This window comes from Micromonospora fiedleri (assembly GCF_016774385.1).
Classification (GTDB): Bacteria; Actinomycetota; Actinomycetes; order Mycobacteriales; family Micromonosporaceae; genus Micromonospora; species Micromonospora gifhornensis.
Genome location: NZ_JAETXL010000009.1, coordinates 283,923 through 299,362, shown reverse-complemented (window position 1 = coordinate 299,362; position 15,440 = coordinate 283,923). Strand labels below are relative to the sequence as shown.

13 protein-coding genes, 1 tRNA gene and 1 pseudogene are annotated in these 15,440 nt (G+C 69.8%); 6 read left to right on the top strand and 9 right to left on the bottom strand.

Translation table 11 applies throughout. From position 1 onward, the window contains the following. Positions 1-118: 118 nt before the first annotated feature. From JMF97_RS24815 to JMF97_RS24795, 5 genes are all read right to left on the bottom strand, one after another. The gene (locus JMF97_RS24815; RefSeq protein ID WP_203223699.1) at positions 119-2,398 is read right to left on the bottom strand and encodes a hypothetical protein; all 2,280 of its coding nucleotides are present in this window, start codon (positions 2,396-2,398) and stop codon (positions 119-121) included. Position 2,399: 1 nt separating this feature from the next. After that, positions 2,400-2,470: transfer RNA gene (locus tag JMF97_RS24810), tRNA-Glu, on the bottom strand. A 51-nt stretch (positions 2,471-2,521) separates the two neighbouring features. Continuing rightward, positions 2,522-2,827: a GNAT family N-acetyltransferase gene (locus JMF97_RS24805; RefSeq protein WP_203223698.1), complete on the bottom strand. Its 306-nt coding sequence runs from the start codon at positions 2,825-2,827 to the stop codon at positions 2,522-2,524. A 79-nt stretch (positions 2,828-2,906) separates the two neighbouring features. After that, on the bottom strand, positions 2,907-3,509 hold the full coding sequence (locus JMF97_RS24800; RefSeq protein WP_203223697.1) for a response regulator transcription factor: 603 nt from the start codon (positions 3,507-3,509) through the stop codon (positions 2,907-2,909). Continuing rightward, complete coding sequence (locus JMF97_RS24795; RefSeq protein ID WP_203223696.1) at positions 3,506-4,642, bottom strand: sensor histidine kinase; 1,137 nt, start codon at positions 4,640-4,642, stop codon at positions 3,506-3,508. The genes JMF97_RS24800 and JMF97_RS24795 overlap by 4 nt, the downstream gene beginning before the upstream one ends. Before the next feature lie 128 nt (positions 4,643-4,770). On the opposite strand from JMF97_RS24795, the gene JMF97_RS24790 reads away from it, so the two are divergent. The 6 genes from JMF97_RS24790 to JMF97_RS24765 all read left to right on the top strand — a co-directional run bounded on the left by JMF97_RS24790 (position 4,771) and on the right by JMF97_RS24765 (position 12,590). Then, positions 4,771-5,670 (top strand): ABC transporter ATP-binding protein, encoded by a 900-nt coding sequence (locus JMF97_RS24790; protein ID WP_203223695.1) that lies wholly within the window; start codon positions 4,771-4,773, stop codon positions 5,668-5,670. A 21-nt stretch (positions 5,671-5,691) separates the two neighbouring features. Next, positions 5,692-6,411 (top strand): ABC transporter permease, encoded by a 720-nt coding sequence (locus JMF97_RS24785; protein WP_203223694.1) that lies wholly within the window; start codon positions 5,692-5,694, stop codon positions 6,409-6,411. Continuing rightward, positions 6,408-7,094, top strand: a complete 687-nt coding sequence (locus JMF97_RS24780; RefSeq protein WP_203223693.1) for a GOLPH3/VPS74 family protein — start codon at positions 6,408-6,410, stop codon at positions 7,092-7,094. Before JMF97_RS24785 ends, JMF97_RS24780 begins: the two co-directional genes overlap by 4 nt. Positions 7,095-7,169: 75 nt before the next feature. Further along, positions 7,170-8,330, top strand: coding sequence for an extracellular catalytic domain type 1 short-chain-length polyhydroxyalkanoate depolymerase (locus JMF97_RS24775; RefSeq protein ID WP_203223692.1), 1,161 nt, complete (start codon positions 7,170-7,172; stop codon positions 8,328-8,330). Positions 8,331-9,228: 898 nt separating this feature from the next. After that, positions 9,229-10,296 carry a DUF2855 family protein gene (locus JMF97_RS24770; RefSeq protein WP_203223691.1) on the top strand — a complete coding sequence of 356 codons (1,068 nt, stop codon included), beginning with the start codon at positions 9,229-9,231 and terminating at the stop codon, positions 10,294-10,296. A gap of 302 nt (positions 10,297-10,598) precedes the next feature. After that, positions 10,599-12,590 (top strand): NACHT domain-containing protein, encoded by a 1,992-nt coding sequence (locus JMF97_RS24765; protein ID WP_203223690.1) that lies wholly within the window; start codon positions 10,599-10,601, stop codon positions 12,588-12,590. Positions 12,591-12,781: 191 nt separating this feature from the next. On the opposite strand, the gene JMF97_RS24760 is transcribed toward JMF97_RS24765, so the two are convergent. The 4 genes and pseudogenes from JMF97_RS24760 to JMF97_RS24745 all read right to left on the bottom strand — a co-directional run bounded on the left by JMF97_RS24760 (position 12,782) and on the right by JMF97_RS24745 (position 15,185). Beyond that, complete coding sequence (locus JMF97_RS24760) at positions 12,782-13,462, bottom strand: hypothetical protein (protein ID WP_203223689.1); 681 nt, start codon at positions 13,460-13,462, stop codon at positions 12,782-12,784. 82 nt (positions 13,463-13,544) lie between these two features. Next, a pseudogene (locus tag JMF97_RS24755) lies at positions 13,545-13,886 on the bottom strand (bleomycin resistance protein); the annotation flags it as partial. Between the two features lie 92 nt (positions 13,887-13,978). Next, a complete protein-coding gene (locus JMF97_RS24750) occupies positions 13,979-14,656 on the bottom strand; it encodes a hypothetical protein (protein WP_203223687.1) in 678 nt (225 codons plus the stop codon). 22 nt (positions 14,657-14,678) lie between these two features. Continuing rightward, positions 14,679-15,185 carry a hypothetical protein gene (locus tag JMF97_RS24745; protein ID WP_238360034.1) on the bottom strand — a complete coding sequence of 169 codons (507 nt, stop codon included), beginning with the start codon at positions 15,183-15,185 and terminating at the stop codon, positions 14,679-14,681. Positions 15,186-15,440 lie beyond the last annotated feature (255 nt).

Sequence of the window (15,440 nt, the reverse complement as noted above, 5' to 3'; positions counted from 1 at the left end):
GACCTGATGATGGTCAAGGGGCTGACCTGGTGAAACTTGGCGGCGCGGTCGGCAGCGGTAGACAAATGCGACGGATCAGGCCAATGACCACGGACCACGATCGCGCCGTGGCTTCGGGTTACCGGACCTCGGGAGACGACGGGTCGAGCATCCAGTGCTCTCTTGTGGTCCAGCCGAGCAGTCGTCGGCCCGTACCGGCCCGGCCGTCCGGATCGAAGGTCCCGCCGCCGACGATGTGCCCGAGCCCGGTCACCGCCGGCGCAAGCCGGGTCCGCACGTGGTCGGGCTGGGCGGCCAGTCGCTGCACGGCGCGGACCAGGAAGGCCGTCTGCTCCTCACCCGTGGCCAGCGACAGGAAGAACAGCATGTGCCGCCAGGCGTACGCGGTGTTCTTGACGGTGCTCAGCGGGCGCGGGTTGTGGTGCAGGCGTGCCGTCAGCCGCAGCACCTCGTCCAGGCACTGCTCCGCCAGGTCGATCGCGGGCAGGTCGATGCCGAGTTCGGCGATCGTGGCCAGGTTGTGCGTGGTCAGGATCTGCGCCTGTTCGATGATCGTCCCGTTGGCCGCCACCTGGAACCACCATCGCGTGTCGTTCGCGGGGGCCCGGTCGCGGCAGAGTTGGTCGAAGGCGCCCGAGGTCCGGGTACGCCGGATCAGCCGCCGACGGGTGTCGTCGATCGCGGCGACGGCCGGGTAGTCGATGTCGTAGTACCGCGCGTACAGGCTGCCCGCGAGTCGCCGGCCGGCGAGCATGGCGGCCTGGAGGAACTTGGCCGAGAACGTGCCCATGAAGATGTCGGCGGCGAGTTCCTCGACCCACGGCAGCGGCAGGCTCGCCTGCTTCGACAGCGTCGACAACTCCTTGACGAGCGGGTTGGGCAGCACCGTGGCCGGGAAGCCGGTCACCGCCGCCGACGCCAGCCGGGCCAGGGTGCGACGGGCCTGCTCGCGGGTGTCGCTGGTGTCGATCCGGGCCGACGCCACCGCCCTCACCCAGGGCAGCTCGGCCAGGCGCACCTGATGCTCCAGGTTCAGCAGCAACAGGGAACGGCGACTGCGGAAGGCACGGTAGGTGGCGTCCATCAGGATGCGCAGGGCCGGATCGGGGTACGCCGAGGCTGCGGTCGCCGCCGCCAACCGCGGGGTGAGCCGGGCCAACTCCTCCGCCGAGGCGATCACGCCCCGGTCGATCAGCTGCTCCAGGCTTCCGGCGGCGGCGCGGGCCACCACCCGCGCGATCGGCTCCGGTGCCGGCCAGCCCGCCACCACACCCGCCTGGCCGGCTTCGTCGGCGTCGACCGGGCGCAGCACCTGGTCGACATCGTGGATCCCGACGTCCTGCGGCAGGGCGGCCAGCCGGGCGGCCACCAGATGCGCGAGCTGATGGTGGCGGGGCAGCGCCGCCTCCCGGGCCTGCTGCTCGCGCAGCGCCGTGTGCTCCGGGCTGCCCGGACGGCCGCGCTTGCGCAGCATCGCCGCCACCATGCTCTGAAGCAGGCCATGCTCGCGCGGAGTCAGCTCTGCTCCGGCCACCCGACGTTCCAGCGCGGTACGCAGCACACCGATGCTGCCCTTGCGGTGGCGATGCTTGCGGCAGTGCGGATGCGCGGCGGCGAGGTGCCGGTAGCGGGCCAGCAGTTGGGCGGCTCGCGGCAGCCAGTCGTCCGGCGTCACCGCGCCGACCCGGCCGTCCACGACGGTCTCGCACCACAGCGTCAGCAACTCGTCGGCGAACGGGTTCCACACCGTCAGCGCCTCGCGCATCGTCTCGATCTGCGCGTTCGGCTGCCGCTGCTCCAGAAGCCGGCGCACCTCGCCGGTCGTCTGCCGGTAGACGACGTCCGGGTCGCCGGCACGCTGATCGTTCGGGCTCGGGGTGAACCGCAGCCGGTCGGCGTACGGTGCGATCTCCTCCAGCAGGTTCACGGCGGCGTCGCGCTCGCCGGCGCGCAGCAACCACGCCACCACCGGCAGCGCCGCCTCCTCCGCGTACTCCACCCGGTAGCGACCGCTGTCGAGCAGCTCCCCCAGTTCCACCAGGCCCGCGTCGGTCAGCCAGGACCAGAACAGGGCCCGACGCTCGGCCGGCAGGCCCAGGCGCCGTGCCCGGTCGGTCTCGTCCGGGCGCAGCGCACCGCCGGCGGCCGGCGTCCCGGTCGCGAAGCCGCCGTGGACCACCTCGGGCGTCACCCACACCGGCAGGCCCCGCACCGGGGTACGCGAACCGATGTCCAGCGTTCCCGCGGCCATCCCGTCCACGACCTGCTGCCAGCGGCGTACCCGCCGTTCTGCCCGCTGCCGGGTGGCCGGATCCTCATGCGTCCCGGCGGTGGTCAGGGCACGAGCGAGCTGGCCCAGGGGAAAGCTCACGCCGACGCTGATGTCGTTGTCGCTCACGCCAGCGTGGCGGGCTCCGCCCCCGCGCCCTCCGGGAGAAGCCCGGTGCTCTGCTCACTGAGCTACACGCTGATGCCGCGAGACTCTACGGAGTGCACCGCCGCGTCCGCACCCGAGATCTGGTCAGTCACTGACTCGGCTGCGGGCCTGGTACAGCAGGTCCTGGTACTCGGGGTGGCGGTCGATCCACCCCGCGATGAACGGGCAGGTGGCCAGGACCCGCAGGTTCGCGGCGCGCGCCTCGTCGAGGGCCGCGCGGGCCAGGGCCGCCCCGATGCCCCTGCCCTCGTACTTCGGCGACACCTCGGTGTGGACGAACGCGACGAGCTCCGCGGTACGGATGTACTCCGCGATGCCCGCGACCTCGGACTCTCCGTCAACCCGGGCCTCGTACCGCTTGGCCTCGGGAACGTCCGTCACTACGACCATCAGGTGTCCTCCTGTTGTCTTCCGAGCGAGCCTCGGCACAAATGTCCATAATGGCTGCCGGGACCCCTGATTGCCATGTTCACAGCCAGTCGTGTTCGCGGGCGTAGCGCGCCGCCTCGTGGCGGGTCCGGGTCTGGGTCTTGCGCATGGCGTTGGAGAGGTAGTTGCGGACGGTGCCCGGCGCGAGGTGCAGCCGCGCGGCGATGTCGGTGACCGAGTAACCCTCGCCGGTCACCCGCAGCACGTCGGCCTCGCGGTCGGTGAGCGGGTTGTCCTCGGTGACGGCGCGGGCGGACACGTCCGGGTCGATCCAGCGTCTGCCCGCGTGCAGGGTGGCGATGACGGTGGTGATGTGGGCCGGCTCGGCGGACTTGCTGACGAAGCCCTGGACGCCGAGCTTCAACGCCTTGCGCAGCACGCCCGGGCGGGCGTGCCGGGTCAGCATGAGGATCACCTGTTCCGGCAGCGTACGGCGGATCTCGGCGACCGCGCCGAGACCGTCCACGCCGGGCATCTCCAGGTCGATGACCAGCACGTCGGGGCGGTGCTGGAGGGTGGCGGCGACGGCGGTCTGACCGTCGGACGCCTCGGCGAGGACGGTGATGTCCCCTTCGATGGGCAGCAGCGCGGCCAGGGCCGTACGGAGCAGCACCTCGTCGTCGGCGAGCACGATCGTCGTCATCGGCGCTGCGTCTGCGCGGTCGTCGGGGCCGGGTCGGCGCGCACGGGCGGGAAGACCGCGGCCGTCAGGAACTGCTCGTCCTGCTGTTTCACGGTGAGTTCCCCTCCGTCGGCGGCGAGCCGTTGCCTCAGCGCCGACAGCCCTCTGAGTTCGGGGCTCGTGGTGGCGGTCGCGCCGTCGTTGACGATGGTGATGCCTGCCCCGGAGAGGGTGATCTGCACCTGGGTGGCCTGGGCGTGCCGCAGGATGTTCGTGGTCGTCTCGCGCAGCACCTGGCCGAGCAGTTCGCTGACCCGGGCGTCTTCTTCGGCCTCCCGGGTCACCCGCACCCGGATGCCGGCGGCCTCGAACAGGTTCTTCGCGTTCTCGATCTCCGCGGTCAGGTTGAGCCGCCGTTGGGCGTACGCGAGTTCCTTGGTCTGCGCGATGGTGTCGCTGACCAGCGCGTACGTCTCCCGCAACTCCTTGGCCGCCCGGTCGCTGTCGCGCAGCAGCAGCCGCTGGGCCAGTGCGATCTTCAACTTGACCACGTGCAGGGTGTGGCCCTGGATGTCGTGCAGGTCGCTGGCGAACCGGACGCGTTCCCGGACGACAGCCAGCTCCGCCTCGCGTTCCCGGGTGTGTTCGAGTTCGCGGATGAGGTCGTAGAACCGCTCACCCACCACCGTCGTGACGGTCACCAGGACGGTGAGGACGGTCGGGGTGAGCACGTAGGTGATCAGGACATCGCGGACGTCGTCGCGCTGCACCAGCAGTCGCGCCGCGCCGACGACGGCGACGTAGGTGAACAGCCCGGCCATCGCCGACGCCCGCCGCTGCGGCCGGACCTCACGCAGCGCGAGGGAGCCCACGGCACAGATCCCCCAGTACGCGTTGCTGCCGCCGGTCACCAGGACGCCCAGTGGCCACACCGCGCCCGCGACGATCACGCAGGGAAGAACGACCCGGGCCAGGTCGTTGGCCGTCCATCGTTCGAAGGCCACCACGGCCGCCACGACGCCGGGTGCCAGGACGACGGCGTGCCACCAGGTGTGCGCGTCGGCGTACAGGAGGACCACCGCGGCGATGACGATCGGCGGCAGGGACGTCGCCAGGTTGAGCCGGCGCAGCCGCCCCTGCGTCGACTGCGTCAAGCGCGGTGGTGGTGGGGTCACCGCCTCAGTATTCCGTGATCACGGGCCACGACCAGTGACACCGCGTCATATCCGGTCATGACATGACGCCACTGACGGGTCGGCCGGGTCCGCGCTGTCATGGATGCATGTCCACCACACCTGTCATCGACGTCGACCGACTGAACCTCACCTACGGCGACTTCCACGCCGTGAAGGACCTCTCCTTCCAGGTACGGCGCGGGGAGCTCTATGCACTGCTGGGCACCAACGGAGCGGGGAAGACCTCGACGCTGGAGATCATCGAGGGACATCGGGCACCGACCTCCGGCACCGTACGCGTCCTCGGGCACAGCCCTCGCGACCGACGGGCGGTTCGTCCCGATATGGGGGTCATGCTCCAGGAGAGCGGATTCTCCCCGGACCTCACGGTCCGTGAGTCCGTCCGCCTGATCGGTCGGCTGACCCGACGCACCGACGACGTCGACCGGGTCCTCGACCTGGTCGACCTCACCGGCCGGGCCGGACGACGCGTGTCGCAGCTGTCCGGCGGGGAGAAGCGTCGACTGGACTTCGCGACCGCCGTCTACGGCACACCGCAGGTGCTCTTCCTCGACGAGCCGACCACCGGCCTGGACATCCAGTCCCGTGACGCCCTCTGGGCCACCGTGGACCGGATCCGCGAGGACGGCACCACCATCGTGCTCACCACGCACTACCTGGAGGAGGCCCAGCAGCGCGCGGACCGGATCGGGCTGATGCACCAGGGCACGCTGCACCGGGAAGGTACGGTGTCTGAACTGACCCGCGCCCTGCCTGCGGTCATCCGCTTCTCCCTCGCGGCATCAGCGCCGCGACCGCCGCTGCAGGCCGTCGTCGACGGCGACGGCAAGGCCCTGGTCGAGACCTTCCACCTGCAGAAGGATCTGCATCTCCTGCTCGGCTGGGCACAGGATCACGCGGTGGAGCTGCCGGACCTGGAAGCCGGGCCGACCCGGCTCGACGACGTGTTCCGCACCCTCGGCAACGCATCCCACCGCGGCAACTGACCCGTCCTCGAAAGGAACCCCGTGTTCTCCATCGCCTCCAGCGAGCTGACCCAGATCTTCCGTAACCGACTGGTGCTGGTCACCAGCCTCATCGTCCCGGTGGCCGTCTCCGCCCTGTTCGTCCGCCAGCACGAGACCTTCGCCGAGCTCGGTAGTCTCGGCTACATCGCGGCGATCGTGATGTTCACCGTGGCCGCGTTCGGGCTCTACGCCACCGCCGTCACCACCCTCGCGTCGCGGCGGCAGAACCTCTTCCTGAAACGACTGCGGTCCACCGCCGCCGCCGACTCCACCATCCTCGCCGGTCTGCTGCTGCCTCCCACCGCGATCGCGGTGGTGCAGGTGTCCGCGATCATGACCGCGCTGGCCATGGTCGCCGGTGAACCGACGAACATCGTCCTGCTCGTGCTGGCGACCGTCGCCACCCTGGCGATGATGATCGGGCTGGCCCTGGCCACCGCTGGGCTGACCAACTCACCCGAGCACGCCCAGGTCACCACCCTGCCCGTCACCCTCGGCGTCATCGCCGTGGCCAGCTGGGTCGGAATCACCGGCACCGAGGAGCTCACCCTGCTCAAGCGGCTGCTCCCGGGCGGCGCGGCCACCGAACTGACCATGAACGCCTGGAACGGCGGCACCGCCGTGGCCGAATCCCTGCTCCTGCTCGCACCCACCCTGGGCTGGGTCGTCATCGCCGTCGCCCTGGCCACCCGACTCTTCCGCTGGGAGCCCCGCCGATGACCACCGAATCGCGCAGCCGTCCGGACACGCCGACCCTGGCCGAAGACCTCCTGCTGCTGCTGTTCCAGCCCCGCTCCGGGACCATCGCAGGCGAGAACACCCTCTTCTACGTCCTCGGCGGAGCGGTCCTCGCCGACCTCGCCCTCGGCGAACACCTGAGCACGGCAGGCCCGGGCCAGGTGAGAAGCGTGGCGGACCATCCACCGACGGACGGTCTCCTGCGCCCTGCCTGGACCTACCTCGCCGAGAAACCGCGAGGGGTGCAGACGGTACTCGCAGCGATCGGCCCCACCCTGCGCGAACCGCTGCTGGAGAGGCTGATCGGACGCGGCGACGTCGACCAGGAGCGGCGCAAGGTGCTCGGCCTGTTCCCCACCATCGCTCTGCGGGAGGGAACGACCGGGCGACGCGCCCACCTTCTCGCCGACGTCCGGCAGGTGCTCGTGGACGGTCGGCAGCCCTCGACCCGGGTCGCGGCGCTCGCCGCGCTGCTCTCGGCGAGCGGGACGCTCCCACAGTTCGACCGCGAGATCCCCTGGACCTCTGCCGTGATCAGCCGAGCCAGGGCATTCGAGCAGGGCGACTGGGGCGCCACCGCCACGGCGGAAGCCGTCACCCGCACCATGACGGCCGCCCTCATCAACAGCGCCACCGCGGTCATCACCGCCGCCTCGCGAGGCTAGGGCGGACCGCTGTACGAGGCCGTCGGCGCGCCCACCACGACGACCGCCCGGAGCCGAACCTGAGAGGAGAACCACGTGACCTACCCGCTTGCCGACCACACGCCCACCCGGCGACGGCGGTGGCGGTGGCGGTGGCTTGCGATCGTCGCCGGCGCCCTCGCCACAGTGGTGGCCGCCGTCAGCGTCGGGATCACCGCCGCTCAGCTCGGCCTGCCGTGGCAGATGGGCGAGGGCGACCGCAACCACGTCCACGAAGGCGACGCCGGTTCGCAGCGCTACCAGGTCCACCTCCCGCCCCAGCACGACGCGACGGCCCGGCTGCCGGTGGTCATGGCGATCCACGGCTGCGCCATGACCGGCTACGGGTGGAACTCCATGAAGTCCACCACCCAGTTCAACAACCTGGCCGACCGGGAAGGCTTCATCGTCGTCTACCCCACGCAGCTGATCTCCCGCAACATGATCGCCTGCTGGAACTCCGGCGACCCGCGGCATCAGCAACGAGACACCGGAGAACCCGCGCGGCTCGCCGGCGTCGCCCGCCAGGTGGTCGAGACGTACCACGCGGATCCCGACCAGGTGCACGTGGCCGGCGCCTCGTCGGGCGCGGGAACCGCCGTCATCCTCGCCGCGACCTACCCCGACATCTTCGCCACGGCGACCTCGGTGGCCGGCGGCGAGTACGGACTCAACCAGGTCGACCCGGACGACCCGGACGCGACGCCACCGCTGTACACGGCACGTCAGGCCTGGGCCAAGATGGGCGACCGCGCCCGGCAGGTGCCCCTGCTGGTCATCCAGGGTGAGCGCGACGAGGTGGTGCCGCCCCTGGTCGCCACCCGACTCGTCGAACAGTGGACCACGGTCGGCGACCTCGTCGACGACGGGCTGCCCGGCCGCCCTGGTGCTCCGCGACGCCGCCGGTCTGATGGGGCTGACCGCCCTGTGCACGGCGGTGGTCGGTGCCGACCGGTCCTGGTTCCTGCCGCTGGGCTGGACCACCATCTCGGTCATGTATTCCCAGGAAGGCACCTGGGGAGCGGCGGCGACCTGGCAGGGTCAGCTGCCCGGCAACAGACCTGCCGCGTTGACAGCCACGGCACTCGCCGTCGGCGGACTGATCGCCTACTCGCTCGCCGGGCCGGCCCGCAGGGAAGCCGCCGAGTACGTCAGGTGAGCAGCCCTCCCCGAGCCGGTCCGTGTGCTCCCAGCCCGACGCTGATTACGGTGGGGTAACTGTACGTGTCCGAGGGGCGAGCTGAACCTCAACTACATGATCAGGGCTGTTGTTGCCCTGCGGCTTGTGTTGATCGTTGATGGGTGCTGATAACGGGCTCCACCAACGGATCAGCCGCTTCGGCGGTTACCCCACTGGCGCGGGCTCTGGACCGAGCCCCGACCGCCCATGTGCTGGCCCTTTCCAAATGGTTGAGGCGAGGCGACCTTGCCCTTCGCGCGCCGGGCAGCCCGATTTGCGGGAACGGCAGGCTGGTCGGTCTCGGCCGTGGTGGAGGGTCCGGCATCCGCCGCGTGGTCGTCCTGGACGGGCTCAGGCTCCTGCATCGGTATCTCCCTGGATTGGTGGAGCGCCCTGCGGACCATCGACAGCCGACGGACGCGGGCTGCACGACGCCGGTGGGCACCTTGACGATATCGCAACGCCGAGCCCGTCCGATCGACGGTCTCTCAGCCGAGCTGGCACGGCACGACCGTCCGGGACGCGACCACGACACCACCGTGGTGAGGAGCGTGCGTGAAGGTTCCGTGCGGACCGCGTGTGGACCATGCGTCACCCGCGTTGGTGGCCGCCGGATCTGACGATGCACCGGAGGTCCCGGGTGGTGGTCGTCCGACAGGTCGGATCCCTCGGCCTTTCGGCTGGTCCGGTCGTGTCCCGTGTGGACGGGACGCCGGTCCCTGGTGTCTGGGTCCGCGGTGACCGCCGCCGCCAGGTGGAACTGGGCCGCCACCGCCGCGTACGCCGGATGACCGACCCGCGAACGGAGCCGACCCGCTGGCGACCCGACGCGGGTCGTCCAGGGCGAGCCTGACGCGTCTCCCCTGCCCTCCACGAGTGGGATTTTGCACTCCCAGTGCACTTGTATACGGTTCCGCGGCTGCCTAACGTCACAGCATGGCTGACTCGTGGACCTTCGCCGTGGCCCGTGACGACCGCGCTCGCACCACACTCGTCGACAGCCCGAGGCCCGCTCTCGCCGACGGGGAGGCGCTGCTGCGCGTGGACCGCGTCGGTCTGACCGCCAACAACGTGACGTACGCGGTGCTCGGCGAGGCGATGCGCTACTGGGAGTTCTTCCCACCCGAGCCCCGAGGGCTCGACCGGCAGTGGGGCCTTCCGCCGCTCTGGGGCTTCGCCGAGGTGGTCGCGTCCACCGTGGACGGGGTCGAGCCGGGTCAGCGGGTCTACGGCTATCTGCCGCCCGCCGGCCATCTGGTGGTACGCCCCGACCGGGTGGACGCCTCCGGGTTCCGGGACGTCAGCACGCACCGGGTCGACCTGCCCTCGCCGTACAACGCGTACCGGTCGACCACCGGGGACCCCGCCTACCGGCCGGAGCAGGAGGACCTGCTGATCCTGTTCCGGCCGCTGTTCTTCACCTCGTTCATGCTCGCCGATCAGATCCTCGACAACGACCACTACGGTGCGCAGTCGCTGGTGCTGTCGTCGGCGTCGAGCAAGACGGCGTACGCTGCCGCCTTTGAACTGCACGGCCGCGGACCGCGCCTGATCGGGCTCACCTCCCCCGGCAATCTGGCGTTCACCCGGTCGCTCGGCTGCTACGACACGGTCCTCACCTACGACGACATCAGCGCCCTCGACCCGGTGCCGACCGTCTACCTCGACCTGGCCGGAGCACCCGCCACCCGACGCGCGCTGCGCGAGCATCTCGGCGACCGACTCGTCCGGGACATCGCCGTCGGGCTCACCCAACAGACCCCCAACGCCGACGCCGCCGGGCAGGTCTTCTTCGCACCGGTGCAGATGCGCAAGCGCAGCCGCGACTGGGGCCGCGACGGCCTGGACGAACGGTTCACCCATGCCTGGCAGCGATTCGTCCCGGTGCTGAACGAACGGCTCGACGTGCAGGTCGGCAACGGTCCCGAGGCGCTACGGCACGCCTGGCTAGACGTCCTGGCAGGCCGCACACCGCCACGAGTGGGCCACGTCGTCCAACTCTGACCAGCGGTCCGGGTCGCCTACGATCAGCCGTCATTGACAAGCCCCGAGCCAGACGTCCAGAACTCGTCTTTGCAGGCAAGCCCTCTCAGCGGACGCGCCTCCACGACCCGACGCGATGCGCATTCATGCCGATGAGAGTGCGTGGTGGATCGATGGGTGTCGGTAGGGTCCTCGGCGTGGAGGCGGATTGATCATTAGCGTGTCGCATCGATCACGGTAGGTAGGATGTGGCGGTGGCTGGCAATCGGGTCGGGGGCCGAGGGCGGCGCATTGCCTGGGGTGCAAGGCTTTTGATCTTGGGTGTGGTGCTGTACCTGCTGGCCCGGTCCTTGCACGACAATGACGTGCTGGAGGGGCTCGACAAGGTCTTCAGCATCATCGGAGGCATGTCCGGCCTCCTCGGACTGGCCCTGACGGTCCGGGCGGTGCGGTCTGTTGGCAGCCCTGCCGATGCTCATGATGGGCAGGCGGATTCGTCAGGGTTGGACGGACTCGCCACCGCGGTGGAGCAGGTGTGGCGTCCGGAGCTGCGCCGTCGCCGGCTGGCCAATCCGCATCCCCTGCCCATCGCGTGGACCACGATCGGCCCGCCGATCGCCGACCACTGGAGCAACATTCGCAGTGACGGCCACCCGATGCCGTTGAACCTTGACGATTGCCTCGACCTGCGTCGCCCCGACGCTCTGCACCAGGTCCTGACGGACGAGCGGCTGCGCGGCCGGGTCATCCTGCTCGGTGAGCCGGGCGCGGGCAAGACCACCCTGCTGTTGCGCGAGGCCCTGCGCCTCCTTCGGGCCCGCACCTCGGGAGACCGGGTGCCGGTGTTGTTGCGCCTGCCCACCTGGAACCCGGACGAGCAGACCCTCGAACAGTGGATCACTACCCAACTTGCCACCGAGTACGGCCACCGCAGCCTCATCACCACCAGCCACCTACTCCCGCTGCTCGACGGCCTCGACGAAATGCCCGCTCCGCGCCGAGCACGCGCCGTCCAAGCCATCAACAACACATTCGACCCCGACCAACCACTCGTGCTGACCAGCCGCACCACCGAGTACCTCGACACCCTCGCCGGACTGCCCGGCACCACGATGGCCGCCGCCGCGGTACTGGAACTCACCACCATCGCCGCGGATGTCGCATGTGCGTACCTGCAGCGGACCACCAACCGCCCGGGCGACTGGGAAGCAGCATTCGACCGCGACACCGACGGCCGGCTGGCCGACGCCCTCAACGCACCCCTGTGGATCGACCTCGCCCGCATCACCCACACCCCCCACCAACCCGACAGACTCCTCGACCTGCCGGACACCGGCGCCATCCGCAACCATCTGCTCGACCGGCTCATCCCAGCCGCCTATCCCGACCCACCGGAGCCAGGCCCCACAGGTCACACCTGGCACCGCGCAGACGCCGAGCGATACCTCCGCAACATCGCCCACCACATGCACCGCCGTAACACCCACGACCTCGCCTGGTGGGAACTCGTCCACACCCTTCCCCGTCCCATACGGCTCCTGTTCGGGGGCGCGTTCGGGCTCACACTCGGAGTGGCGATCGGGCTCGCATTCGGATTCGCAATCGGACTCGCATTCGGACTCCAGGTCGGGCTCGTGCTCGGACTGACGTTTGGACTCACGTGCGTGATCGCGTTCGTGGCCGAGGGCGGGCTCACATTCGGGCTTGCGTTCGGGCACATGACTCCATCCCGACGGCAGATAACCTGGCGATGGTCGAGCCGGTCGTTCCTCCGTCGCAACGGATCTGGGCTCGTGGGCATACCCGTGGTAGGGCTCGTGGGCTGGCTCGCGGTAGGGCTCTCGCGCGCACTAGTGGCAACGCTCGCGCTAGCTCTCATAGTTCTGCTCGTCGAGGAAGTCAGTACGTCTCTCAACGGCGGCGACGCCGAAGTCACCGCCTCTGACCCGCTCACACTCCTGCGCAACGACCGGCGTCGAGCGTTGGCAAACGGGCTCGCGTACGGGCTCGCGTCCGGGCTCACCATCGGGCTCGCGTTCGGGATCGCCGTGGGGCTCACCGTGGGGCTCACGCTCGGGCTCACCGTCGGGCTCATGCTCGGGCTTACCGTGGGGCTCACCATCGGGCTCGGGGTCGGGCTCGTGACGACCGCATGGGGGCCGTTTCAATACGCGCGACTGTGGTGGTGCATACGAAAAGATCTGCCTTGGCCGCTCATGGCCTTCCTCGCCGATGCCCATCGACGAGGAGTGCTGCGCCAAGCCGGCGGCGTCTTCCAGTTCAGACACAGCCTGCTTCGCGACCGGCTCAGCTAACTCGACGATAAAACGTGCGGATCTGTCGCCGAACACGCGCCACAAACTGTCACGACAGCCGGATGGAGCGGGTGCCGGTGTTGTCGACCTGTTCCGGCTCGGTCAGGTCCAGGCCTGTCGAGGGCCAGGGCCAGCCGGGTGGTCCACTGCTCGGCGGTGGCGGAGTCTATGGCACGGTCCTCACGGTGCCTCTACCTCTCGGCGATGGGGTAGCCGATCGCCGCGATGTCGTCGCGCAGGTCGGTGAGCGCGGATCGCGGGTTCAGGCGCCGGATCATGTCGTCGGTGAGTGGCCGGTGGGCGACGATGTGTTCGACTGCCGCGCGGTCCACCTCGGTCTCGTAGTAGTCGGTGGCGAACTCGACGAACCGGTCGACGATGTCGTCGCACAGGATGTCGAGCATCCCGGACCCGTCCGGCCCGAAGCCGTCGTACGACCCTGTCCGGGGTGGAAAGTCGATCCCTTCACCGGCCTGCCAGCGGTCGTCGCCGGTCAACCGCCACAGCACCGCGGTGGCGATGAACTGCCCGGTCTCGTCGCCGAAGGCCGGTTCCTCCAGCTGCGGCTGCAACGACGCGGGAAGGCCGTCGAGCAGACCCGGCCACAACTCCTGATCCGGATCACGGTACGGCGACATCGCCGACTCGTGGTGGAACACGCGGATGAACACTGCGTCGGCGGCGAACACGATCGCCCATTCGTCGCCGCTGCCGTTGCCCATCAGCGCCGCCTCGTCGTCGCCCCACGCCACGGTGTAGTCGTAGTAGGGCTCGCCGCCGTCGATGATGCGCTCCAGGACGGCCAACGCCCTGCAACGCTGCCGCAGCAGGTCGACGTTGGGCAGTCGGGCGGCAACGTCATACACGGTCACCGCACGACCCTACGTCCGAGCCGTCGCCGGCCACCGACCCCGTCTCAGCGCAGGAGGCCCGCTGCCTCCGCCGGGCATCTGCTCACGAGTCCTTGGGCGTGCCGATCCGCAGCCGGTTGCCATCCGGGTCCATCACCATGAAGTCACGCCCCCAGTCCATGTCGGCGATCTCCGTGACGCCGCAGGCGGCGGCCATCGCATCGACGTCACTGACGTAGAGGTAGACCAGGGTGCCCGGGCGAGCATCGCCGGCGTGCTCGGACAGGTGCAGGTGCATGTCCGCTCGGGCGATTCCCACGTAGCGGGGCAGGTGGGGCGCGAACCGGTGTTCCCATTGCTTGACGAAGCCGAGCCGCTCGTACCAGCGGACGGAGGCCTCGGCATCGGCGACCCGCAGGACCGGCGCGAGATGTTCGACCATCGATTCAGTATGGGTGCCCGCCTACCGGGGACGCTGCCTTTCCCGGTGAGCCGGGCTGTCAGCGAGTCGCCGACGGGACGTCGGTGGCGGGAACGTCAGGTGACAGCGGACGGCTCGGGCGTACGTCGGATCAGGATGATGCTGTACGCCACGATCCACACCAGCCACAGGAGCCAGCCGACGAGGCCGAGCAGCGCCAGCGGGTTGACGCCGCCCACGCCGTACGGGCTCGTCGTCGCGGTGACGAACAGCAGCGTGGCGGCGGCGAACCCGATGCCGGCATGCCACCGGGCGATGACTCCGGTACGGATGCCGGACGCCGACAGCCCGACCAGTGCGGTGGCGAGGAAGACCTGGTTGAAGCCGAACAGGGCGGTGTGCAGGCCCCACAGGCCGGCGACGCCGCCCGGCTCGTGCTGGGCGGCGGACATCAGGGCGAGGCGGGTGGCCTCTACGCTTGTGAACACCACCGACTGCATGAGAACTCCGGCCAGACCGACCAGGGACCACGGGTCGACGCGGCCACGCTCGTCGCGTCCGAGGCAGACGCACACCCCGACGGCGAAGAACGTGGCCAGCAACCAGGCGGCCGGCAGCAGCGCCGAGGCCAGTCGCAGTGACCCGGAACTCGCCGCGAAGACCGTGGTGATCTCGTCGACGGATGCCGCTTCGGACGGGGTGGGAAGACCCGCTGCGGCCAGCAGGACGTTGGCCGTGACCAGGATGGCGACGAAACCTGTCCCGGCCACCCCGGCAAGACGAGAAAAACGCATGAGGGTCGACCTCCGTTCGACGTTACGCCGACGTGTGCACGAGCCGGTGGAAGGCGGGTAGGGCCCGCATCCCGTGGGCGTCGAGGCGGGCTCGTACGAAGCGATGGAAGCTCGGACGGGTGAGTTGCCCGACCAGGAAACGGATCGGCCCGGCCGGCAGTCGCACATAGTTGACCAGGGCGAACGGCGAAGGCTCGGTGGGCCGTAGGGCGGTGGAGTTGTCCACTGCGGTCTTGGTGGTGTACCAGCCGGTGACTGATCGCCAGACGGCTTCGGCGTCGGTGCCGGGCGCGGCGGTGAAGTGGTTGAGCAGGAAGACTCCGTCGGTGCGAGCCTCAGTGTCGCCTATCCGGGCGACGTTGACGCCGGCGAGGAGCTGCTCGCCGTCGAGGGCCGAGACCTCGCCGCAGGTGCGTACCGTTTCCAGGTCGTCCACGTGCTTCGTCCGTACGAGCATGGCGAGGTCGTAGCGGGGCGCGCCTGGCAGCGGCGGGATGAACACCGCACGGAAGACGCGCACAGACGCCACGTCCGGGCGGTGCAGGAGTACGGGACGGCCTGAACGAGCCGCGCCGCCGCCTGTTGCCGGCGCGCGGTACGGGTGTAGACGGGTGCCTGTCGCGGGGGCTCGGCCTGGAAGCCCAGATAGATGAATCCGTGTGACTCCGGCTCGACGAACTGGGGCAGCGGGTAGGACATCCGGATCCTCCGGCGTAGACGGGACAGTGCGGTCAGCCTTATCTGATCCCCAACTGCGGAGCAGTGGTAACTGTTACCGTATAAG